At 70.8% G+C, this 22,118-nt stretch carries 17 protein-coding genes; 3 read left to right on the top strand and 14 right to left on the bottom strand.

The genetic code is table 11. The features are described 5' to 3' along the window. Positions 1-10: 10 nt before the first annotated feature. The 3 genes from ACFWYS_RS32040 to ACFWYS_RS32030 all read right to left on the bottom strand — a co-directional run bounded on the left by ACFWYS_RS32040 (position 11) and on the right by ACFWYS_RS32030 (position 5,017). The gene (locus ACFWYS_RS32040; protein WP_384776322.1) at positions 11-1,714 is read right to left on the bottom strand and encodes a BCCT family transporter; all 1,704 of its coding nucleotides are present in this window, start codon (positions 1,712-1,714) and stop codon (positions 11-13) included. Between the two features lie 88 nt (positions 1,715-1,802). Beyond that, positions 1,803-3,062, bottom strand: a complete 1,260-nt coding sequence (locus tag ACFWYS_RS32035) for a M14 family metallocarboxypeptidase (RefSeq protein ID WP_384776320.1) — start codon at positions 3,060-3,062, stop codon at positions 1,803-1,805. Further along, positions 3,059-5,017 carry a Xaa-Pro dipeptidyl-peptidase gene (locus ACFWYS_RS32030; protein ID WP_384776318.1) on the bottom strand — a complete coding sequence of 653 codons (1,959 nt, stop codon included), beginning with the start codon at positions 5,015-5,017 and terminating at the stop codon, positions 3,059-3,061. Before ACFWYS_RS32030 ends, ACFWYS_RS32035 begins: the two co-directional genes overlap by 4 nt. A gap of 228 nt (positions 5,018-5,245) precedes the next feature. Between ACFWYS_RS32030 and ACFWYS_RS32025 the strand changes: the two genes are divergently transcribed. Beyond that, the gene (locus ACFWYS_RS32025) at positions 5,246-6,760 is read left to right on the top strand and encodes a M1 family metallopeptidase (RefSeq protein ID WP_384776316.1); all 1,515 of its coding nucleotides are present in this window, start codon (positions 5,246-5,248) and stop codon (positions 6,758-6,760) included. 4 nt (positions 6,761-6,764) lie between these two features. Here the strand turns inward: ACFWYS_RS32025 and ACFWYS_RS32020 are convergent, their stop codons facing one another. From ACFWYS_RS32020 to ACFWYS_RS32010, 3 genes are read right to left on the bottom strand one after another with little or no spacing between them, the layout of a single operon-like run. Then, positions 6,765-7,688: a PfkB family carbohydrate kinase gene (locus ACFWYS_RS32020; protein WP_384776314.1), complete on the bottom strand. Its 924-nt coding sequence runs from the start codon at positions 7,686-7,688 to the stop codon at positions 6,765-6,767. Continuing rightward, positions 7,685-8,173: a macro domain-containing protein gene (locus ACFWYS_RS32015; protein WP_384776312.1), complete on the bottom strand. Its 489-nt coding sequence runs from the start codon at positions 8,171-8,173 to the stop codon at positions 7,685-7,687. The genes ACFWYS_RS32020 and ACFWYS_RS32015 overlap by 4 nt, the downstream gene beginning before the upstream one ends. A gap of 40 nt (positions 8,174-8,213) precedes the next feature. After that, a complete protein-coding gene (locus tag ACFWYS_RS32010; protein WP_384776310.1) occupies positions 8,214-9,680 on the bottom strand; it encodes an amino acid permease in 1,467 nt (488 codons plus the stop codon). 219 nt (positions 9,681-9,899) lie between these two features. Here ACFWYS_RS32010 and ACFWYS_RS32005 point away from each other — a divergent pair, with 219 nt between their 5' ends. Continuing rightward, a complete protein-coding gene (locus tag ACFWYS_RS32005; protein ID WP_384776308.1) occupies positions 9,900-10,667 on the top strand; it encodes a MerR family transcriptional regulator in 768 nt (255 codons plus the stop codon). Here ACFWYS_RS32005 and ACFWYS_RS32000 read toward each other — a convergent pair. The 7 genes from ACFWYS_RS32000 to ACFWYS_RS31970 form a co-directional block, all read right to left on the bottom strand. Beyond that, the gene (locus ACFWYS_RS32000) at positions 10,644-11,369 is read right to left on the bottom strand and encodes an SDR family NAD(P)-dependent oxidoreductase (RefSeq protein ID WP_384776306.1); all 726 of its coding nucleotides are present in this window, start codon (positions 11,367-11,369) and stop codon (positions 10,644-10,646) included. The genes ACFWYS_RS32005 and ACFWYS_RS32000 overlap by 24 nt on opposite strands. Positions 11,370-11,451: 82 nt before the next feature. Beyond that, on the bottom strand, positions 11,452-13,080 hold the full coding sequence (locus ACFWYS_RS31995) for a thiamine pyrophosphate-binding protein (protein WP_384776303.1): 1,629 nt from the start codon (positions 13,078-13,080) through the stop codon (positions 11,452-11,454). A 101-nt stretch (positions 13,081-13,181) separates the two neighbouring features. After that, positions 13,182-15,359 (bottom strand): 3-hydroxyacyl-CoA dehydrogenase NAD-binding domain-containing protein, encoded by a 2,178-nt coding sequence (locus tag ACFWYS_RS31990; protein WP_384776301.1) that lies wholly within the window; start codon positions 15,357-15,359, stop codon positions 13,182-13,184. Between the two features lie 50 nt (positions 15,360-15,409). After that, positions 15,410-16,624, bottom strand: coding sequence for an acetyl-CoA C-acetyltransferase (locus tag ACFWYS_RS31985; protein ID WP_384776299.1), 1,215 nt, complete (start codon positions 16,622-16,624; stop codon positions 15,410-15,412). Positions 16,625-16,667: 43 nt separating this feature from the next. Next, entirely contained in the window at positions 16,668-17,810 is a 1,143-nt protein-coding gene (locus ACFWYS_RS31980; protein ID WP_384776297.1) for an acyl-CoA dehydrogenase family protein, read from the bottom strand. Beyond that, on the bottom strand, positions 17,807-18,973 hold the full coding sequence (locus tag ACFWYS_RS31975) for a CaiB/BaiF CoA transferase family protein (protein WP_384776295.1): 1,167 nt from the start codon (positions 18,971-18,973) through the stop codon (positions 17,807-17,809). Before ACFWYS_RS31975 ends, ACFWYS_RS31980 begins: the two co-directional genes overlap by 4 nt. A 129-nt stretch (positions 18,974-19,102) precedes the next feature. Further along, positions 19,103-19,483, bottom strand: a complete 381-nt coding sequence (locus ACFWYS_RS31970) for an MmcQ/YjbR family DNA-binding protein (RefSeq protein ID WP_384776293.1) — start codon at positions 19,481-19,483, stop codon at positions 19,103-19,105. 91 nt (positions 19,484-19,574) lie between these two features. Between ACFWYS_RS31970 and ACFWYS_RS31965 the strand changes: the two genes are divergently transcribed. Beyond that, positions 19,575-20,753, top strand: coding sequence for a saccharopine dehydrogenase family protein (locus tag ACFWYS_RS31965; RefSeq protein WP_384776291.1), 1,179 nt, complete (start codon positions 19,575-19,577; stop codon positions 20,751-20,753). Between the two features lie 180 nt (positions 20,754-20,933). Here ACFWYS_RS31965 and ACFWYS_RS31960 read toward each other — a convergent pair whose 3' ends face one another. Next, positions 20,934-21,923, bottom strand: coding sequence for a YhjD/YihY/BrkB family envelope integrity protein (locus tag ACFWYS_RS31960; RefSeq protein ID WP_384776289.1), 990 nt, complete (start codon positions 21,921-21,923; stop codon positions 20,934-20,936). Positions 21,924-22,118 lie beyond the last annotated feature (195 nt).

Genomic DNA, 22,118 nt, shown 5'->3' with positions numbered 1-22,118 from the left:
CGTACGCCGCTCAGCCGTGGTCGTGGCCCACCGGGTCGCCCTCCGCATCGGTCCCGGGTCCGGGGCCGATCTTGAACTCGAACTCGCCGTCGTACTTCTTGTGGCCCTCGATCACGGCCAGCTCGACGGCCTCGGAGCCCATCTCGCCGCGCACGATGACCGGGTCCCGGCGCAGATCGCGCATGAGGGCGACGCACATGCCGATCATCACGAGGACGAAGGGCGCGGCGGCCAGGATCGTGAGGTTCTGCAGGCCGGTGAGCGCGTCGCCCTGGCCGCTGCCGACGAGCAGCATGATGGCGGCGACGGCTCCGGTGACCACACCCCAGAACACGACGACGAAACGGCCGGGTTCGAGGGCGCCCCGCTGGGAGAGCGTGCCCATCACGATGGACGCGGCGTCGGCTCCGGAGACGAAGAAGATGCCGACCAGGATCATCACGAGCAGGCTGCTAGCGGTGGCGAGGGGGAACTCCTGAAGCACGCCGAAGAGTTGGCCCTCGGGGGTGTCCTCACCGCCGAGCCCGCCGCCCTCCTTCAGCTTCATCGCCGTACCGCCGAAGATCGCGAACCAGACGAGGCTGACGGTGCTGGGCACGAGGATGACGCCGCCGACGAACTGCCGGATGGTGCGGCCACGGCTGATGCGGGCGATGAACATGCCGACGAAGGGCGTCCAGGAGATCCACCAGGCCCAGTAGAAGACGGTCCAGCTGCCGAGCCAGTCCGCGACGCCCTCGCCGCCGCTGGCCTCGGTGCGGCCGGCGAGCTGGGGCAGGTCGCCGAGGTAGGCGAAGATCGAGGTGGGCAGCAGGTCGAGCACGATGATCGTGGGACCGGCGATGAACACGAAGACGGCGAGGATCAGGGCGAGCACCATGTTGGTGTTGGACAGCCACTGGATGCCCCGCTCGATGCCGGAGACGGCGGAGGCGACGAACGCCAGGGTGAGCACGGCGATGATCGCGACGAGCAGGCCGGTGCTGACGTCGTCCATCCAGTTCAGTTCCTGGAAGCCGGAGCCGATCTGGAGGGCGCCCAGGCCCAGGGAGGCCGCGGAGCCGAAGACGGTGGCGATGATCGCGAGGATGTCGATCACCCGTCCCGCCGAGCCGTTCGCGTGCTTCTCCCCGATCAGCGGGGTGAAGACGGCGCTGATGGTCTGGCGGCGGCGTTTGCGGAAGGTGCTGTAGGCGATGGCGAGTCCGACCACCGCGTAGATCGCCCAGGGGTGCAGCGTCCAGTGGAAGAGGGTGGTCGCCATCGCCGTCTCCATGCGTTCGCCGGAGTTGGCGGGGTCCGTGCCCGGGGGCGGGGTCGTGTAGTGCGAGAGCGGTTCGCTGACGCCGTAGAACATCAGGCCGATGCCCATGCCGGCGCTGAACATCATCGCGACCCAGGACACGGTCCTGAACTCGGGTTCCTCGCCCTCGGCGCCGAGGTGGATGCGGCCGTAGCGGCTCATGGCGAGCCACAGCGCGAAGACCACGAAACACGAGGCGGCCAGCATGAAGGCCCAGCCGCCGTTGTGGATCAGGCCGCTCAGCATCTTCGTGGACACGCTCTCCAGCGAGTCCGTGGCCGCCCAGCCCCAGATCACGAAGGCCACCGTTATGGCGGCGGTCACCCCGAACACCACTTGGTCGGTGTGGTGGCCGGGAACGTCGACAGGACGTTCCTGGCCGCCACCTCTCTGCTTCAGATCCTCAGTCATCTGCGGCACCTTCCCCGGTTAACGGTGGATACGCCGGTTCCACGTCGGCTACCAGGGACTACCACAGAACCTGTCGATCTTGGCCGTTTCAGCAGTCGGTGTCGGGCTCACCGACCGTGAGGTGGTACGGCGCCCGCTCGTCGAGGAGCAACGGGATCAGGGCGCGCAGGGACTGGCGGAGCGGCACGTAGGTGCCGTGTGTCCGCACTCCGTGCAGGGCGAGTTCGTCCTTGACCTCCGCGTACTGGTCGTCGGTGAGCCGGTAGCCGCAGGGCGGGTCCTGGATCACCTCGGCGGGTTCGGCCGGGTCGTTGTCGGCGCCGCCGAGGTAGACGGGTCCGGTGTCGGCCCAGCCGGCGAGCCGGGCCCTGCCCGTGGCCGCCTCGACCTGCCGGCGGTGCTCGTCGGCGAAGCCGAACAGGCCGTCCAGCGCCGCGAGTTGGGACGTCACCCGGCGGCGGTTGTTCAGCGCCTCGTCCGCCTTCTCCGCGTCCGTGAGCGGATCGACCCGGCTCTCGATGAGCAGGCCGACCGAGTGCTTGATGCCGGACATGTTGCGCAGGATGCGTTCCTGGCCGTCGCCGGCGACCTGCTTGACCGGGTCGCCGGTGACCGGGTCGGTCCAGATGCCGTAGGTGCCCGTCGAGTGGCCGGCGCTGCGCGCGGCGGGGCGTACGTAGGACTCGGACAGGGCCTGTGCCTCGTCGTGGACGTGTGCGTCCGTGTTGAGGTTGCGCGGCCACAGGTCGAACAGGTCCTTGTCGTAGTACTGCGGGGTGGCGCCGTACTCGTGCAGGTCGTAGACCACGTCGGGGCGTTGGTCGCGGATGACCGCGGCCATGGCGCGGCCCTCGGTGGTCTTCAGCGCGATGTGGTCGCGGTTGATGTCCACGCCGTCGCTGTTGCCGCGGGTGTCGGCGGCCCGGCCGTCGGGGTTGGCGGTGGGTACGACGAGCAGGGTGGTGCGCTCCAGGAAGCGCCGGGTCTCCTGGTCCTCGGCGTAGGCCAGGTCGCGGATGGTGGACAGGCAGGCCTCGCGGCCGGAGGGTTCGTCGCCGTGCTGGCTGCAGACGAGGAGCACCTTGTTGGGGGCGGGGCGGGTGCCGACGCGGACGAGTTGGAGGGGGCGGCCCTGTTTCGTCGTGCCGATGCGGGCGAGGGAGATCCGGTCGCTCGCCTTGTCCACGGCCGCGAGGAAGTCCTGCTCCTCGGACTGCCCGGTCCATCTCGCGCCGGCCGACTGCTCGAAGCCGGTGCGGGGCGGGGATTCGGCGGCCTGGGCCGGTACGGCGACGAGGGATGCGGCGAGGGCCGCCGCGGTGAGGGTGAGGGCTCGGACGCGGGTCACCGGCCTCCCTCCGGGATGCGGTGGGCGCCGCGCGGTGCGGTCACACCGTCGAGGGGCGTGGCCGCGGGAGCCGCGGAGACGGAGCCCGCCGTGGCCCGGGCGAAGGCGGTAGCGCCGCCGACCAGCGGGACCCGGGCCTTCGTACGGGAGAGATCGAGGGTCAGGGTCGGCTTGGTCGACGGAGGGTCGATCAGGTCCTTGTCCGTACCCGCGACGATCAGGGCGAGGCGATGTCCGGCCGGGACGACGTGGTCCGTGGCCGCCAGGTCGAGGGTGATCGTGTACGCCTTGCCCGGGGTGAGCGGTACGCCCTTCAGGTCCGAGGCGTAGTTGCCGAGGTCGGCCCAGCCACGGCTGACGACCGTGTAGTCGACGTCGGCGGTCTTGGCCTTGGTCTCCTTGAAGCAGGCGCTGTCGCCGGTGGTGCTCAGGCCCCAGCAGGTGCGGTCGGTGAGCGTGGAGATGCCCTCGCCGCTGGTCGCGTAGTCGCGGATGGTGTCGGGGCCGAGGTCCACGAGGACGGCGGAGAGGTGGGCCGTCGAGGTGGTCGGGGTGGCGGTGACGGTGACCTCGGAGGAGCCGGACAGTCGCAGGTCGCGGGTGAGCGGCCCGGTCACGAAGCCCGCCTTGTCCGGGGTGGACCGGTCGATGTTCGCGGCCCAGTCGGTCTCGCTGTGCTGCGGGTCGTCGGTGAAGGACTCGGTGCCCTTGCCCTTGGCGGTGCCGAGGGTGCCGACGCCTGCCTGGGTGCCCTTGGCGGGGCGCAGGGTGGTGGTGTCGGTTCCGCGCGGCGGCCAGGCCTTGGACGTCACCCACTGGTCGGGGTGGCGCTCGATGTCGGCCATCGGCTCACGGTCGATGCCGTTGTCGTAGCCGAGGAGTTCGTGGTCGAACCAGCGGTGCAGGGTCTGTACCCACTGGGCGCGTCGGAAGTCGAAGGGGTCGACGTGACCGGTCTGGGAGAGCCAGATCTTGCGCTCGACGCCGTTCTTCGCGAGGGCGTCCCACCACTGGCCGACGTGCTTCATACGGACGTTGAGGTCCTGCATGCCGTGGATGAGGAAGACGCTCGCCTTCACCTTGCGCGCGTCCTTCACGTAGTCGCGCTCGGTCCACAGCGGGGTCCAGTCGCCGGTGCGCGGGGCCCCGTCGACCAGCATCTGCTGGACGGCGCCGCACTTGGCGCGGGCGTCGGGGCTGTCGACGTAGTCGGAGAGCCACTCGGGGCCGGAGTCGTACAGCGGGGCGCCCTGCTGGAAGTAGTAGTCGTACCAGGAGGAGATGGCGCTGATCGGGACGATGGTCTTCAGTCCCTCGACGCCGGTCGCGGCGACGCCGTTGGCGATGGTGCCGTCCCAGCTCTTGCCGATCATGCCGGTGCGGCCGTTGGTCCACCCGGTCGCCGTGGCCTTGGTGGTGCCGGTGCGGGTGGTGTACGCCTTGGCCCGGCCGTTCAGCCAGTCGACGACGGCCTTGGCGGAGAGGATGTCGGAGCGGCCGCCGACGTCCACACAGCCGTCGGAGCGGTTGGTGCCGGCGAGGTCGACGCCGACGAAGGCGTAGCCGCGCGGCACGAAGTAGTTGTCGTAGAACAGCGGCATCTGGACCACGTTGCCGCTCGCGTCGTACGTCTTCTTCTGGCTCTCGTTGCCGCGCCCGCAGCAGGAGTAGTACGGGCTGGCGTCCATGACGACCGGCACCTTGCGGCCCTGCGCGGCGGCCTCGCGGGGCCGGACGATGTCCACGGCGACGCGGTCGTGCTTGCCGTCGCGGTCGTGGTCGAGTCCGGTGTCCACCCATACGGCCTCGCGGATGGCGTTCTCGTACGAGTAGACGGGCTTGCTCTCCCGCGGGGCGGCGTGTGCCGTCATGGGTGCGAGGAACGCGGCCAGCAGGGCGGCCGTGACCGCCGCCACGAGCGGTCTCCAGATCGTGAAGCGCATTCGTTTCGGCATGCGCGGACGCTACATCGATCAACTCCTGTACAGAAGGGGGCGGCTGATGACACGTGAGGTCCATTCGTGGCCTATCGGGTTCCTCGTGGCCGATAAACATCGCTGGTGCGGGATCGGCTCATGTCGGCCGAATGGCGATCGTGTGACAGCGGGGGACATGGACACACCGGGGACACAGGTGGTGAATAGGCTCCGGACAGACTCCACCCCCTACGACTTGGAGCTTTCGTGCACCGCAGAATCATGGCGCCGGGCGCCCTCGCGGCCGCCTCTCTGATGCTGGCGATCCCGGCGTCGGCCGCGAGCACCGCCCCCGGCGCTCCGGGCATCGGCGACCCCTACTACCCGGCCTACGGCAACGGCGGATACGACGTCTCCCACTACGACCTGCGGCTGAAGTACCAGCCGGCCACGGACGAGTTGGCGGGGACGGCGACCCTGCTGGCGAAGACCACACAGGATCTGTCCCGCTTCAATCTGGACTTTCTGCTGGACGTCAGCGAGGTGCGGGTCAATGGCGCGAAGGCGTCGTTCGCGACCTCGGGCGAGCACGAGCTGGAGATCACGCCGAAGCAGCCGCTCGCCAAGGGCACGGCCGTCACCGTGGTCGTGCGCTACCGCGGGGTGCCGTCCACGAAGAAGGCGTACGGCTTCAACGCGTGGCTGCGCACGCCGGACGGCGGGGTCGCGGCGGGTGAGCCCGAGGGGGCCTGGTGGTGGTTCCCGAGCAATGACCACCCGCGGGACAAGGCGACGTTCGACGTGTCGGTGCAGGTGCCGGACGGCACGCAGTTCATCTCCAACGGAACGCTGCAGTCGACGACTTCACGGGCCGGCTGGACCCGCTACAACTGGCGTTCCAACAAGCCGCAGGCGACGTATCTCGCCACGTTCGCGGCCGGCAAGTTCGATGTCACGACCGGGACGTCCGAGAGTGGGATTCCGGTCATCAACGCCTACAGCAAGGACCTCGGCGACACCGCCGGTGCCGCGCGGGCTAGCGTCGAGCGGACCGGGGAGATCGCCGACTGGCTGACCGAGTACTTCGGGCCTTATCCGTACAACGCGCTCGGCGGGTACGTGCCCAACACCCCCGGCGTCGGGTACGCGCTGGAGACCCAGACCCGGCCCTTCTACAGCCCCCGCCAGTTCGGCAACGGGTCGAACGTCTCGGTCGTCGTGCATGAGCTGGCCCACCAGTGGTACGGCGACGACGTGTCGGTCCGGGACTGGAAGGACATCTGGGTCAACGAGGGCTTCGCGCGGTACGCGCAGTGGCTGTGGTCTGAGCACGAGGGTGAGGGGACGGCGCAGGAGATCGCCGACTACGTGTACGCCTCGCGCCCGGCCGACGACGCTTTCTGGACGGTCAAGCCCGGTGATCCCGGGCCGGAGAACCAGTTCCACATAGCTGTCTACGACCGGGGTGCGCTGGCCCTGCAGGCGCTGCGCAACAAGGTCGGGGACGCGGCGTTCTTCGCGATCCTCAAGGGCTGGCCGCAGAAGTTCGCCTACGGCAACGCGTCGGTGGCCGACTTCCAGCGGTACGCCGAGGAGGTGTCCGGCAAGCCGCTGGCGGCGCTGTTCGACACCTGGCTGTTCCAGCCGTCGAAGCCGGCCGGTCCCGCGGCGCGGGAGGCGTCGGTCGCGAAGGTGTCCGGGGTTCCGGCACAGCCGAAGTCGTGGAAGAAGATCGCGGCGACGAACGACGTGCACGACCACGACCACGACCACCAGCGCTGACGCCCTACGGGTTCGGAGCCGCCACGTCCGACTCGGCCACCCGCACGAGGAGTTCGTCCCGCCCGATCGCGTCCGCCTCCGTCGACGGCACGGTGCACGCGTGGGCGCCGGCGATCGCCCCGTACAGGGCGCTGCGCCTGGGCGTCTCGCGGTTCAGCCAGGCGTAGAGGAACGCGGCGGCGAAGGCGTCGCCCGCGCCGTTGGAGTCCACCACCGGTGCGGGCGGCGTCGCGGCGGGTATGCGGGTCAGCTCGTCGTCGGCCAGCAGGTACGCGCCCTTCGCGCCCGCCGTGGCCACGACCACCTCGGCCCGGCCCCGGTCGGCGATCCGGCGCATCGTCCGCTCGGGGTCGGCCAGGGCGGCGGCGGACAGGAAGACGACGTCCGCCGCGTACGCGAACGGCTCGTGATACGGGTTCTCGCCGTCCCAGTCGTGCAGGTCCGTGGAGAGCGTCGCGCCCGACTCGCGCAGCAGCGGCAGGGAATGGGCGCAGGGCTGGGTGATGGTGACGTGCACGTGACGGCTCGCGCCCGCCAGGCCCCGCACCGTGGCCTCCGGAAGGCGGTCGTCGGCGTGACCGCGGCTGGTGTCGTACAACGACAGCCGCCTGCCGTCCGGACCCACGAGATTGACGGCACGCTTCGTCCCCGCGGGCTGCGGAACCGCCGTGAACGCGATCCCCTTCTCGCTGTGCAGGGCACGCACCAGATCGCCCTCGGGATCGTCGCCCAGCATGTCGAGATGGTGGATCCGCAGCCCCAGCGCGCCCAGTCCCAGCGCCACGAAGTCACCGGTCTGCCCGGCCCGCGTCCGGATCCCCGAATCGATCATGTAGCTGTCGGCATACGGCAACGGCAGCTCCGGCACATACACGATGGTGTCCACACCCGCACCACCCAGCACGAGCACGTCGATGTCGCGACTCAACTCCGGCCCTCCCCATGGTCGTAAACGGTGACGGCAATCCCCCGCCGCACCAGTCTCTCGTTGACCAACGGCTCCACACGGGACCACTTGCCACCCGCCAGACCGCACCCTATCCGGGGCATGTGCACGGACGCGCCGAGCTCGGCCGCCTTCGCACCCAGCCTCTCCAGCGCCCCGTCGATCGCCTCGTACCGCACGGGCACGCCTTTGCTGCCCGTGCGGATGCCCCGCTGCCCGACCATGTTGGCCACCCACAGGTAAGGCTCGACCTGGACGAACTGGACCGCGCCCAGCCCGAAGTCGTTCAAGGCGCGGTCTCGGTGCCAGGCGCGGTAGCGCTTCTCCGGCTCCGGCCAGCGGCGCGATATGGCCAGGACGAAGCCCTTCCCCCACCCCCCGATGTCGTTGCAGACATGGGCGATCACCTTGACGCCCTTCACCGAAGGAACGGTGGCGTCACCCCGGATGTAAGTGATCTCCGACATGACGCCACCGTAGAGGCCGCCACTGACAACGGCCTCGGGACTACTTCGTGAGCTCGGTCAGCTCCCGGTCCTCCGCCTTCGCGACCCGGCGGCGGATCGCGTACCAGCCGCCGACCAGCATCAGGGCGATGAGCGGGATCAGCATCAGGGTCTTGCGGCCGACCTCCGGGTCGTTCCACATCATGGCGAGGCAGGCCAGGAGGAAGACGATCGTGGCGATCTCCGTGACCGGGCTGCCGGGAAGGCGGAAGCCGGGGCGGGTGACCAGGCCCTCCTTGGCGCGGCGGACGAAGATCAGGTGGCAGACCATGATGATCACCCAGGTGGAGATGATGCCGAGCGAGGCGACGTTCAGCACGATCTCGAAGGCCTGGCTCGGCATCAGGTAGTTCAGGCCGACGCCGAGCACGCACACCGCGCAGGTGAGCAGGATGCCGCCGTAGGGGACCTGGCTGCGGTTCATGCGCGCGGTGAACTTCGGGGCCGAGCCCGCCATCGCCATGGAGCGCAGGATGCGGCCCGTCGAGTACAGGCCGGAGTTCAGCGAGGACATCGCGGCCGTGAGGACCACCAGGTTCATCACGTCACCCGCCGCCGGAACGCCGATCTTCGACAGGACCGTGACGAAGGGGCTCTGGTCGGCCGAGTACACCGAGCCGGGCAGGAGCAGGGCCAGCAGGACGACAGAGCCGACGTAGAAGAGGCCGACGCGCCACATGATCGAGTTCACCGCGCGCGGGACGACCTTCTCCGGCTCCGCGGTCTCGCCCGCCGCGACACCGACCAGCTCCAGCGCGGCGTACGCGAAGATCACGCCCTGCATGACCAGGACGACCGGCATCATGCCGTGCGGGAAGACGCCGCCGTTGTCGGTGATCACGCTCACGCCGGGCGTCGTCCCGCCCACCTCGTGCTGCGTGGCCAGCAGGAAGATGCCGACGAACATGAAGGCCACCAGCGTGGCGACCTTGATGATCGCGAACCAGAACTCCATCTCGCCGAAGATCTTCACCGAGATCAGGTTCACCGCCAGCACCACGGCCAGCGCGATCAGCGCGAGCACCCACTGGGGGATGCTCGTGAACATGCTCCAGTAGTGCGTGTAGAGCGCGATCGCGGTGATGTCGGCGATACCGGTCGTCGACCAGTTCAGGAAGTACATCCAGCCGGCGACATAGGCGCCCTTCTCACCGAGGAACTCGCGCGCGTACGACACGAAGGAACCGGACGAGGGACGGTAGAGGACGAGCTCACCGAGGGCCCGCACCACGAAGAAGGCGAAGATGCCGCAGACCAGGTAGGCGATGGCCAGTGCCGGTCCCGCGTTGTGGAGGCGTCCGCCGGCGCCCAGGAAGAGGCCGGTGCCGATGGCCCCGCCGATGGCGATCATGTTGACGTGGCGGGCCTTGAGGTCCTTGCTGTAACCGGCGTCGCCCGCGTCCGCGGGCACCTGGGCCGCGTCGGTACGGGATGCGGCCACTGCCGTGTTCACGGCGTCCTTGCTCACGGGGGTACCACTCTCTGGTGCGCCCGAGCGGATCACGCTCGGGTGTCCGGACGTACATATGGCCTGCGCCTTCCGTAAAGGCACAGACCAAGGGGCCACCTTCCCCCGAACAACGCGGCTCACGCGGTGGCGTACGTCACAGAGCGTTACATCTCACACAGTGGTCCCGTCGGCCCCGGCAGGTGTCACAGCACTGGTGAGACAGCGATACTGCTGCGCATGACGACCGGCACCGAGGAACCGACCCTCACGATCGACGAGCTGGCCGCGCGGGCGGGGATGACGGTCCGCACGGTGCGGTTCTACGGCACCAAGGGACTGCTGCCGCCTCCGGTGATCGGTCCGCGCAGAGTCGGGCACTACGGGCGCGAGCACCTGGCCCGGCTCGCGCTCATCGAGGAGCTCCAGCAGCAGGGCATGACGCTGGCGGCCATCGAACGGTACGTCCAGCAGCTGCCGCCCGACCTGGACGCCCATGACCTCGCCGTGCACCGGGCCGTCGTGGCCTCCTGGGCGCCGGACGCCGTGGAGACGGTGACACGGGCGGAGCTGGAGCGGCGGGCCGGGCGGGCGCTCGGCGACGACGACGTGGAACGGCTGGCGGCCATGGGCGTGATCGAGACCGGCGACGACGACTACCGCGTCGACCTCGGGCTGCTGCGGCTCGGCGTCGGACTGCTGGACGTACCCCTGTCGCACGAGGCGATCCTCGCGGCCCGCAACGTCCTCATCGAGCACTCGCGTGCCGCCGCGCATGAACTGTCCCAGCTGTTCCGCGACGAGGTGTCCGAGCGTGCCGCGCAGGACGTGAAGTCGCTCTCCGCCTACATGCAACCCCTGGTGGTCCAGGCCCTGCTGACGACGTTTCAGCGATCCCTGCGCCAGGACCTGCGGGAGTGGCTGGGCGGCATGGCGGAGCCATCGAAGTCAACGGAGCCATCGGAGTCACCGGGGCCATCGGCGTCAGATGAAGGCGGACCCTCCTGACACGTTCAGGGTCTGCCCGGTCAGGAATCCGCTCCCCTCGTCGACCACGTACAGCAGCGTCGAGACCAGGTCGGCCGGTTCCTGGGTGTGGTGTACGGCCTGCCGCTCACGGACGTGCTCGAAGCCGCCGTCCGCGCCCACCGTGCGCTCGGCCGTCGCGGTGCGGACCATGCTCGGCGCGATCGCGTTGACCGTGATGCCGTACGGCGCGAGAGCTGCCGCGAGCGAGCGGGTGAAGCCGATCAGGCCCATCTTCGAGGCGACGTACGGGACCATCGTGGGCGGCGCGGTCAGTACGGCCGCCGAGGCGATGTTGACGACCCGGCCCCAGCCGGCCGCCTTCAGACAGGGCAGCGCCGCCCGGGTCACCAGGAACGGTGCCTCCAGGTTGACCCGTATGACCCGCCGCCACTCCTCGACCGACGTCTCCTCGAACGGCTGCTGCGGATACACACCCGCGTTGTTGACGACGACGTGCAGCGTGCCGAACCGGTCGATGACGCGCTCCAGCCCCTGGCAGACCTGGGTCTCGTCGGTGACGTCGGCCGTCAGCTCCACATAGTCGAGGATCTTCGCGGAGGTCTGCGGCTGTGCGACGAGGTCGAGACCGGCGACCCGGTAGCCGCGCCCGGCGAGCGCGACGGCGAACTCCTGCCCGAGGCCCTGTGCCGCTCCGGTCACCAGGGCGGTACGCGTCTCCATGGGGCGAGTGTGATGACCCGTCAGCCCCCGGGCAAGAGCGCATTCCACTCGCCGGAACGCCACGCCTCACACGCCTCACGCGTCACGAGCGCAGTGGTACGTCGACGAGCAGCGGGCCCGTCAACTTCCCTGCCCGGGCAACCAGTTCACGTAGGTGGGTCGCGCTCTCCGCGCGCACCGCGTCGACCCCGAAGAACTCCGCGGCCAGGGTGAAGTCCAGCGGCCCGAGCTCGGTGCCCGGGCAGACGCCCTTGCCACCCATCGACTCGTAGGTCTCCTGGACGGTGCGGTAGGCGCCGTTTCCCATCACCACGAACAGCACGGGTGCGGCCTGCCGTGCCGCGCTCCACAGGCCCTGCAGACCGAACAGGCTGGAGCCGTCGCCGAGGACCGCGACGACCGGTCGTCCGGGTTCGGCGAGTGCCCGGCCGACGGCGGCGCCGATGCCCCAGCCGAGGCCGCCGCCGACGGTGTGGGTGTAGCTGCCGGGGCGGTCGAGGCGGACCAGGCGGCGCAGTAACAGGCCGACGGTGATGGCCTCTTCCACGACCACGGTGCCGGGCGGCAGCCCGCGGGCCACGGCGTGGGCGGCGGCCCAGGGGGCGAGCGGGGCGCGGGAGTAGGCGGCGCGCGCCGCGGACTCGGCGCGCTCGCGCTCGGCGGAGTGCTGTTCACCGGCGCGCAGCACACGGCCCTCGGCGATGCGGTCGGTGACGCGGTCGCGGAGCAGCTCGGCGAGACGGTGCAGGGAGGGGGCGAGGGAGCCGACGAGTCCGGCGTCGACGGGGAAGTTGCGGCCGATCTCGTCCGGGTCGGAGTCGAGTTGTACGACGGTGAGGCCGGGCGGCAGGGCGGGGCCGGGGGTGTAGTGGTGCGGGGTGAAGGCGTGGGCACCGGCGATCAGCACGGCGTCGTGGGCGGCGAGTGCGGCGCGGATGGCGTCGTGGCGCGGTGGCAGCATCCCGGCGTGCAGGGGGTGCGTGGTCGGGAAGTTCAGGCAGTCGGCCATGGGTTGGTGATGGACGGTCGCCCCGCAGGCCTCCGCCACCCGGACCAGTGCGCCGAGGGCGTCCTCGCGGCCGACGCCGTCGCCGGCGACGATCGCGGGGCGGGCGGCGTCGCCGAGCAGCAGGGCGGCGCGCTCCAGGCCCGGGGCCGGTCCGGGTGCGGGGGCGCGGGTGCGGGCCGGTACCTCGATCTCGGTGTCCTCGGTGAGCAGGTCCGTGGGGACGGAGAGGAACACGGGCCCGGCGGGCGGCCGGACGGCGAGCGCGAAGGCCCGGCGCAGGGCGAGCGGGAGGTCGTGGGCGTGCTGGAGGTCGTACACCGCCTTCACGGCGGGGGTCGCGAGGCCCGTCACGTCGCCCGAGAGCATCGGGTCCTGCTGGAGGTGCCGGCGGTCCTGCTGGCCCGCCATGACGACCAGGGGGGTGCGGGAGCGGCGGGCGTTGAGCAGGCCGATCAGGCCGTTGGCGAGGCCGGCGGCGATGTGCAGGCTCACGAACGCGGGGCGGCCGGTGCCGCGGGCGTATCCGTCGGCCATGGCGACCACGGCGCCCTCGTGGACGCCGAGGACGTACTCGGGGGCGTCGTCGGCCTCCGACAGCGCGGCCAGGAAGGGCAGTTCGGTGGTGCCGGGGTTGCCGAAGACGCGGTCCACGCCCTCCCCGCGCAGGATGTCCAGCAGGGGGAGGGCGGGACGGTATCCCATGGGGGGCTCCTCGTGGGGCGGGGACCGTGCGACGGGTGTTCCCGTCAGCGTCGGTGGCCCCGCCCCGCGAGGGCAAGAACCGCGTGTCGCTCAGCGATACTTCAGCGGCCGTCCGTGAACGTCTCGCCCTGCTCCGCCTTCTGCACCAGCAGCGCGGGCGGCGTGAACCGGTCGCCGTACCGTTCGGCCAGCTCACGCGAGCGAGCCACGAAACCGGGCAGGCCACCCTCGTAGCCGTTGATGTACTGGAGGATGCCGCCGGTCCACCCGGGGAAGCCGATGCCGAAGATGGAGCCGATATTGGCGTCGGCGACGGAAGTAAGGACGCCCTCCTCCAGCAGCTTGACCGTGTCGAGCGCCTCCGAGAAGAGCATGCGCTCCTGCATGTCCTCGAACGGGATCTCGTGCCCCGGCTTGGTGAAGTGCTCCCGCAGCCCCGGCCACAGAGCGGCCCGCTTACCGTCCTCGCCGTACTCGTAGAAGCCCGCGCCGCCGCTGCGGCCGGGGCGGTCGAACTCGTCGACCATGCGGTCGATGACGGCCTCGGCGGGGTGGGTGACCCAGGTGCCGCCCGCCTCCTCGACCGCCCGCTTCGACTCGGCCCGGATCTTGCGCGGCAGCGTCAGCGTCAGTTCGTCCATCAGGGACAGGACCTTGGCCGGGTAGCCCGCCTGGGCCGCCGCCTGCTCGACCGACGCGGGCTCGATGCCCTCGCCGACCATCGCCACGCCCTCGTTGATGAAGTGGCCGATGACCCGGGAGGTGAAGAAGCCGCGCGAGTCGTTGACGACGATCGGCGTCTTGTTGATCTGCCGGACCAGGTCGAACGCCCGGGCCAGCGCCTCGTCGCCGGTCCGCTCGCCCTTGATGATCTCGACCAGCGGCATCTTGTCGACGGGCGAGAAGAAGTGCAGTCCGATGAAGTCGCTCTGGCGCTCCACGCCCTCGGCGAGGGCGGTGATCGGGAGCGTGGAGGTGTTGGAGCACAGCAGCGCGTCCGGCGCCACGATGTGCTCGATCTCCTGGAACACCTTGTGCTTGAGCTCGGGGTTCTCGAAGACCGCCTCGATGACCGCGTCGCAGCCCGCCACGTCCTGCGGGTCGCCCGTGGGCGTGATCCGGGCGAGCAGCGCGTCGGCCTTCTCCTGCGTCGTACGGCCCCGGGAGACCGCCTTGGCGCACAGCTTCTCCGAGTAGCCCTTGCCCTTGGCCGCGGCATCCGTCGACACGTCCTTCAGGACCACGTCGATGCCCGCGCGGGCGCACGAGTAGGCGATGCCCGCGCCCATCATCCCGGCGCCCAGCACGGCGACCTTGCGGACCTTGCGCGGCTCGATGCCCTTGGGGCGGTTGGCGCCCGAGTTGACGGCCTGGAGGTCGAAGAAGAACGCCTGGATCATGTTCTTGGAGGTCTGGCCCGCGGCCAGCTCCACGAAGTAGCGGGCCTCGATGAGCTGTGCCGTCTCGAAGTCGACCTGGGCGCCCTCGACGGCGGCCGCGAGGATGTTGCGCGGGGCCGGGTAGGGGGCGCCGTTGGTCTGCTTGCGCAAGTTGGCCGGGAAGGCGGGCAGGTTGGCCGCGAACTTGGGGTTGGCGGGCGTGCCGCCGGGGATGCGGTAGCCCGGCCTGTCCCAGGGCTGCTGCGACTCGGGGTGGGCCTCGATGAAGGCGCGGGCCTTGGCGAGCAGTTCGTCCTGGGTGGCGGCCACGTCGTCGACCAGGCCGTTCTGCAGGGCGCGCTGCGGGTTGTACTGGGTGCCCTGGAGGAGGACCTTCAGCAGGGCGTCGGCGATGCCGAGGAGGCGGACGGTGCGGACGACGCCGCCTCCGCCGGGCAGCAGGCCGAGGGTGACCTCGGGGCAGCCGATCTTGGAGCCGGGCGCGTCGAGGGCGATGCGGTGGTGGCAGGCGAGGGCGATCTCGTAACCGCCGCCGAGGGCCGCGCCGTTCATCGCGGCGACGACCGGCTTGCCCAGCGTCTCGATGCGGCGCAGGTTGCGCTTGATGGCCATGCCGCCGTCCAGCAGCTCCTGCGCGGTCTCGGGGGTGACCCGGATCAGGTCGCGCAGGTCGCCGCCGGCGAAGAAGGTCTTCTTGGCGGAGGTGATGATGACACCGCGGATGGTGTCCTTCTCGGCCTCCAGACGGTCCGTGATCACGGCGAGGGAGTCGCGGAACGCCTGGTTCATGGTGTTCGCGGACTGGTTGGGGTCGTCCAGGACCAGGGTGACGACGCCGGTGCGGTCCTGTTCCCAGCGGATGGTGGTGCTCTGAGTCATGACGGGGGTCTCCGTAGAAGTCTCTGAAGTCTCTTGGTTCCGCCGGGGTTTCAGGTGCGCTCGACGACGGTGGCGATGCCCATGCCGCCGCCGACGCAGAGGGTCGCGAGGCCGTAGCGCTTGTCCTGGCGCTCCAGTTCGTCCACGAGGGAGCCGAGGATCATCGCGCCGGTCGCGCCGAGGGGGTGGCCGAGGGCGATCGCACCGCCGTTGACGTTGACCTTGTCCAGGGACAGGCCCATGTCCCGCACGAAGCGCAGGACGACGGCCGCGAACGCCTCGTTGATCTCCACGAGGTCGATGTCGTCGATGGTCAGCCCGGCCTTGGCGAGCGCCTTGCGGGTGGCGGGCGCGGGGCCGGTGAGCATGATGGTGGGCTCGGAGCCGGAGACGGCGGCGGAGACGATCCGCGCGCGGGGCGTGAGGCCGTAGCGCTCGCCGACCTCCTTGGAGCCGATGGCGACCAGCGAGGCGCCGTCCACGATGCCGGAGGAGTTGCCCGCGTGGTGGACGTGGTCGATCTTCTCGACCCAGTGGTACTTCTGCAGCGCGACGGCGTCGAAGCCGCCCAGGTCGCCGATGTCCGCGAAGGACGGCTTGAGCTTGCCGAGGGAGTCGGCGGTGGTGCCGGGGCGCAGGTGCTCGTCGTGGTCGAGGACGACCAGGCCACTGCGGTCCTTGACCGGGACGACGGAGCGGTCGAAGCGGCCCTCCTTCCAGGCGGTCGCAGCGCGCTCCTGCGAGAGCGCCGCGTACTCGTCGACGTCCCGGCGGGAGAAGCCCTCGATGGTGGCGATGAGGTCGGCGCCGATGCCCTGGGGCACGAAGTTGACGGCGAGGTTGGTCATCGGGTCGTTGAACCAGGCGCCGCCGTCCGAGGCCATCGGCACCCGGGACATGGACTCGACGCCGCCCGCGAGGACGAGGTCCTCCCAGCCGGAGCGCACCTTGGCGGCGGCCATGTTGACGGCCTCCAGACCCGAGGCACAGAAGCGGTTCTCCTGCACGCCCGCGACCGTGTCCGGCAGCCCGGCGGCGACGGCGGCGATCCGGGCGATGTCGGAGCCCTGGTCGCCGACGGGGCCGACGACGCCGAGCACGATGTCGTCGATCGCCGCCGGGTCCAGGCCGGGGAAGCGGTCGCGGATCTCGTGGATCAGGCCGACGACCAGGTCGATGGGCTTGGTGCCGTGCAGGGCGCCGTTCGCCTTGCCGCGGCCGCGCGGGGTGCGGATCGCGTCGTACACGTACGCTTCGGTGCTCACAAGCAAGCCTTTCGGGGGTGAGGGTCAGCCGGGCGGAAGAGCCTCAGCCGAGCAGGGAACGGCCGATGATCTCCTTCATGATCTCGGTCGTCCCGCCGTAGATGGTCTGGATACGGCCGTCGGTGAAGGCACGGGCGACCGGGTATTCGCTCATGTAGCCGTAGCCGCCGTGCAGTTGCAGACAGCGGTCGGCGACCCGCTTCTGGAGCTCGGTCGCCCACCACTTGGCCATCGAGGCGTGGACGGCGTCGAGCTCCCCGTTCGAGTGGTCCTCGATGCAGCGGTCGAGGAAGGTGCGGGTGACGGCGCATTCGGTGGCCATCTCGGCCACCTCGAAGCGGATGTGCTGCTTGGTGGCCAGCGGCCGGCCGAAGGCCTCGCGCTCCTTGACGTACTCGGTGGTGATCTCCAGCAGGTGCTCGGCGGCGGCGATCGCGGAGACGGCGATGCTCAGCCGCTCCTGGGCGAGGTTCGTCATCAGATGGACGAACGCGCCGTTGAACTCGCCGAGGAGGTTCTCCTTGGGCACGCGCACGTCGTGGAAGAACAGCTCGGCCGTGTCCTGCGCCTTCTGGCCGATCTTGTCGAGGTTGCGGCCGCGCTCGAAGCCGTCCATGCCGCGCTCTACGACGAGCAGCGACAACCCGCGCGCGCCGCCCTCGGGGGTGGTCTTCGCGACGACGATCACCAGGTCGGCGAGGATGCCGTTGGAGATGAACGTCTTGGCGCCGTTGAGCAGCCAGTGGTCGCCGTGGTCCTCGGCGTGGGTGCGGATGCCCTGCAGGTCGGAGCCGGCGCCGGGCTCGGTCATGGCGATGGCCGTGATCAGTGTGCCGTCGCAGAAGCCGGGCAGCCAGCGGCGCTTCTGCTCGTCGGTGGCAAGGCTCGTCAGATAGGGGCCGATGATGTCGTTGTGCAGGCCGAGGGCGAGCCCCGGGGCGCCCGCGCGGGTGAACTCCTCGGCGAGGACGGCGCTGTAGCGGAAGTCGTCGGTGCCGCCGCCTCCGTACTGCTCGGGCACGGCGAAGCCGAGCAGGCCCTGCTTGCCGGCCGCGCGCCAGGCGTCGCGGGAGACGATGCCGTCCTTCTCCCACTGCTCGTAGTACGGCAGCACCTCTCTGGCCAGAAAGCTGCGCACGGTCGCGCGGAACGCGTCGTGCTCGGGGGCGAAGATCTGCCGCTTCATGCGAGGCCCTTCGTTGCGGGGCCGTCTGTTTCGAGGCCCGTCATGAGGTCGGGTACGCCCCAGTCGCGGGCCACCTGCGCGGTGTCGGCGCCGGGCTGCGCGGGGCCGGTGCGTACGGCGGTGGGGGTGGCGGAGAAGCGGGGCGCGGGGGCGGGCTGGGTGATGCCGCCGTGGTCGGTGAAGGTGCCGCGGGCGGCGAGGTGCGGGTGCTGCGGGGCCTCGCGCAGGGACAGGACGGGGGCCACACAGGCGTCGGAGCCCTCGAAGACGGCCGTCCACTCGTCCCTCGTACGGGACTTGAAGCGGGCCGTGACCGCCTCGCGCAGCTCGCCCCAGCGGGCCCAGTCCTTGCGGGCGGACCCGAACTCCGTGATGCCGAGCAGCTCCAGGAACTCGTCGTAGAACTGGGGCTCCAGGGCGCCGACCGCCATGTGCTTGGCGTCGGCGGTCTCGTACGTCCCGTAGTACGGGCAGCCGCCGTCCAGCAGGTTGGCGCCGCGCCGGTCCTGCCAGCCGCCGGCCGCGAGCATGCCGTGGATCATCGCGGCGAGATGGGAGGTGCCGTCCACGATGGCGGCGTCCACGACCTGGCCGGTGCCGGTCGCGCGCGCGTGGTGGAGGGCGGCGAGGACGCCCACGACGAGGTAGAGGGAGCCGCCCGCGTAGTCGCCGACGAGGTTGGCGGGGACGGCCGGCGGTGCGTCGGGGTCGCCGATCATGCCGAGGGTGCCGGTGAGCGCGATGTACGCGATGTCGTGGCCGGCGCGATGGGCGAGCGGCCCCTCCTGGCCCCAGCCGGTCATCCGGCCGTAGACCAGCGCGGGGTTGCGGGCGTGGCAGTCCTCGGGGCCGACGCCGAGGCGCTCGGCGACGCCGGGGCGGTTGCCCTCGATGAGGATGTCGGCGCGGGCGGCGAGGTCGAGCACGCGCGCGGGGCCGTCGGGAGCCTTGAGGTCGATGATCACCGAGCGCTTGTTGCGGTTGGTGATGTCGTACTCGGTGTTGATGGCGAGTCCGGTGCCGCCGGGCCGGTCCACGCGGACGACGTCGGCGCCCAGGTCGGCGAGGAGCATGGCGGCGAACGGGCCGGGCCCGATACCGGCCAGCTCGACCACGCGCACGCCGGTGAGCGGGCCGTGCCCGGGCGTCGTTGCCGTTGTCATCCAGCCCCCATTGGTGTGACACAACCGATGTAACACCAGTGATGCTAAGAACGTGCCCCAGCGGATACAAGAGCAAGCGCTTAGGAAGTTACCCGCCGGAACGCGGTCTGCGAACCGGCGCCGCCGGAATCAGGGCGCGTCCAGCTCGGCTGTCAGCCGCTTGGGCGCGATCGTGCGGTAGCTCTCCTCCACCCAGTCGCACAGCAGCTCAGCCGCCGGGGCGTCCTTCTGCTCCAGCGGGATGCTCACCCAGCCCGACTTGCCCAGACCGTATCCGGCGGGCTCGGCGCCCGGGCAGGTCAGGGCATGGGCGTGGGCCGACTCGTCCTTGAGCTTCACGGTGACGCCCAGCGGATAGCTGCCGTCGTCGACACCGAGGAAGACGAACACCTTCTTGTTGACCTTCGCGACCGTCTCACCCCAGGGGAACTCCTCGGTGGCACCCGGCAGCCCGAGGGCGAACTCGCGCACTTTCTCCCACTTCTTCAGGGCATTCCTGGGCACGGCCACCGCCTACCTCCGGGCTCGTCGTCGGGCTCCGCACACCTCACGCTAGCCTCGGCCACCGACAACGGCGCGTGCTGCGAGACCGAGGGGTGTCATGACCAGGCTGAACAGGACGGATCGTCCGTACGACATCGTGCTCTTCGGGGCGACGGGCTTCGTAGGGACGCTCACCGCGGAGTACCTGGCCGCGCACGCGCCCGAGGGGCTGCGCTGGGCGATCGCGGGCCGCGGCAAGGAGAAGCTGGAGCGGCTGCGCGAGTCACTGCCCGGCGGCGAGGGGATCGGGCTGCTGGAGGCGGACGTCGCCGATCCGGCCTCGATGCGCCGTCTCGCCGAGCACGCGCGCGTGGTGGCCACGACGGTGGGGCCCTATGTGATGTACGGCGAGGACCTCGTCGCCGCCTGCGCGGACACCGGGGCCGACTATCTCGACCTGTCCGGTGAGCCGGAGTTCGTCGACCGGACGTACGTCCTGCACGACGCACGCGCGCGTGAGACGGGCGCCCGGCTGGTGCACGCCTGTGGCTTCGACTCGATCCCGCACGACCTGGGCGCGTACTTCACGGTCCAGCAGCTGCCGGAGGGGGTACCGCTGGCGGTGGACGGGTACGTGACGGCCGACGCCACCTTCTCGGGCGGTACGTTCGCGTCGGCGCTGAACCAGTTCTCGCGCGGGCGCCAGATGCTGGCCGCCGCCCGTGACCGGGCCCGCCACGAGCCGCGGCTGATGGGGCGCCGCGCGCTGGCGCCGACGGGCACGCCCCGGTTCGCCAAGGAGGTCGGCGCGTGGGCGGTGCCGCTGCCGACGATCGACCCGCAGATCGTCAAGCGCTCGGCGCGGGCCCTCGACCGCTACGGCCCCGACTTCCGCTACCGCCACTTCGCCGCCGTACGGCATCTGCCCGTCGCGGTCGGCGGGGTCGCGGCGATGGGCGCGCTCTTCACGGCCGCCCAACTGCCGCCCGCCCGGCGCTGGTTGTCCGACCGGCTCAAGCCCGGTGAGGGGCCGAGCGCCGAGAAGCGCGCGAAGAGCTGGTTCTCGGTCCGCTTCGTCGGCGAGGGCGGTGGCCGGCGGGTGTTCACCGAGGTCGCCGGCGGGGACCCCGGCTACGGCGAGACGGCGAAGATGTTCGCCGAGTCGGCACTCTCCCTGGCCTTCGACGACCTGCCCTCGACGGCCGGGCAGGTCACGACGGCGGTCGCGATGGGCGACGCGCTGATCGACCGACTGCGCGCGGCGGGGATCACCTTCCGGCTGGCGGCGAGCCGCTGAACCGATTCTGCGGCGGCCGGTCCGCGTGGCCCGGGCCCGTCTTCACACAGATCCAGCGGTCGGCCTCCGCAGCCGTCCGGCGGGAGACCTCCCGCCGGGCGGCATCGCCGTGCCACCGCTGCATCCGCCCGATGCGATCGAGTGCTCCCCGCCGTGCGGTCCGCCGCGCGAACGGTCCCGTCAGGGTGGAGACGTCAGGGTTCCCAGGCGGCGCTTCAGGAAGGGCTCCTGGGACAGTACGGCGCCCGCGCTGAGGCCGACGGCGACGGCGACGCACACGACGATCAGCCAGGACAGCAGGACGAAGACCGAACCCGCGGAACCGTACTCGGCCAGTGCCCGGTTGAGCGCCCGTGGCATGTAGAAGTGCGCGGTCACGGACAAGGCGCTGACCCCGATCGCCGTGAGCACGGCCCCTGGCAGGAGCGGCGCCCAGCGGACGACGCCGCCCAGCAGAAGATGCTGGGTCCACCACCACAGGGCCACCTCCATGACCAGGACGACCGGAATTCCCAGCCACGCGCCCAGGCCGAACCCGTCGTGCAGCAGCCCTTGCACGACCAGTGCGCCGAGCCACAGGACGATCCATGCCAGCCACCGCCACGGAGCGACTTTCGCCCCTCCCCGGGGCAGCAGCCAGGCCCGTCTGCACAGCCGCTGCACCGCGCGGCTCACCGCGGTCGCCGACAGCAGCACCATCAGCCCGCCGACCAGGCCGGTCGCCTGGCGCAGTTCGTCGGTCGGGGGCTGGAACGCCTGCTCCACCTGGGCCTTCGCCTGCCCGGTAAGACCGAAGACGGCACTCACCGCATCGGCGACCTCGCTCTGCACCGCCTCCGGCGCGTACGCATCCAGCACGAACAGCAGCGGGACGGCGGTCAGGAAGCACTGCGCGGCGATGCGGGTGGCGGAGTCGAAGATGTTCACCGACACCATGCGGTCCACGAGCCCGGTGACGACCGGAAAGCGGGCCTCCACCCGCGCGTGGACGGCTCTCAGCCAGGCGGTCAGTTCCCGGGAACGGCCGCGCCACCATGACGCGCGCAGCGGGGAGCGCAACCGCCGGCGGTCGGCGGCTTCACTTCCCACCTCGTCGGGCCGGCTCGGCGGCTTGCCGGAGCCCCCGCCCCCGCGCCGCCTCAGTGGCCGGCGCGGGTGGAGCCTGGGCATGGTGTTCCGATCCCCGCTGCCGACGGCACCCGTGCGAAAGTCCCCATCGAGCCGCTCCTTCCGACCTCCAGGGTGCGCGACGAAGCGGGCGGCGGCACCCCACCGCGCGAGACGTGCCTGGGACACAGGGTCGCCCGTCAGGAGATGCTGGGAGGTGCGGCCGCGCATACGCTCGACCCGTACGGTGCCCGATGG

The organism is Streptomyces sp. NPDC059010 (assembly GCF_042740355.1).
Lineage (GTDB): Bacteria > Actinomycetota > Actinomycetes > Streptomycetales > Streptomycetaceae > Streptomyces.
This window is presented reverse-complemented; position numbering and strand designations above follow the sequence as displayed.

What these genes read in the sequence shown, in the direction of transcription:
- ACFWYS_RS32040 (WP_384776322.1), bottom strand. Translation starts at nt 1,714, where the DNA reads ATGACTGAGGATCTGAAGCAGAGAGGTGGCGGCCAGGAACGTCCTGTC.
- ACFWYS_RS32030 (WP_384776318.1), bottom strand. Translation starts at nt 5,017, where the DNA reads ATGCCGAAACGAATGCGCTTCACGATCTGGAGACCGCTCGTGGCGGCG.
- ACFWYS_RS32015 (WP_384776312.1), bottom strand. Translation starts at nt 8,173, where the DNA reads ATGTCGGAGATCACTTACATCCGGGGTGACGCCACCGTTCCTTCGGTG.
- ACFWYS_RS32005 (WP_384776308.1), top strand. Translation starts at nt 9,900, where the DNA reads ATGACGACCGGCACCGAGGAACCGACCCTCACGATCGACGAGCTGGCC.
- ACFWYS_RS32000 (WP_384776306.1), bottom strand. Translation starts at nt 11,369, where the DNA reads ATGGAGACGCGTACCGCCCTGGTGACCGGAGCGGCACAGGGCCTCGGG.
- ACFWYS_RS31995 (WP_384776303.1), bottom strand. Translation starts at nt 13,080, where the DNA reads ATGGGATACCGTCCCGCCCTCCCCCTGCTGGACATCCTGCGCGGGGAG.
- ACFWYS_RS31990 (WP_384776301.1), bottom strand. Translation starts at nt 15,359, where the DNA reads ATGACTCAGAGCACCACCATCCGCTGGGAACAGGACCGCACCGGCGTC.
- ACFWYS_RS31980 (WP_384776297.1), bottom strand. Translation starts at nt 17,810, where the DNA reads ATGAAGCGGCAGATCTTCGCCCCCGAGCACGACGCGTTCCGCGCGACC.
- ACFWYS_RS31975 (WP_384776295.1), bottom strand. Translation starts at nt 18,973, where the DNA reads ATGACAACGGCAACGACGCCCGGGCACGGCCCGCTCACCGGCGTGCGC.
- ACFWYS_RS31965 (WP_384776291.1), top strand. Translation starts at nt 19,575, where the DNA reads ATGACCAGGCTGAACAGGACGGATCGTCCGTACGACATCGTGCTCTTC.
- ACFWYS_RS31960 (WP_384776289.1), bottom strand. Translation starts at nt 21,923, where the DNA reads ATGCCCAGGCTCCACCCGCGCCGGCCACTGAGGCGGCGCGGGGGCGGG.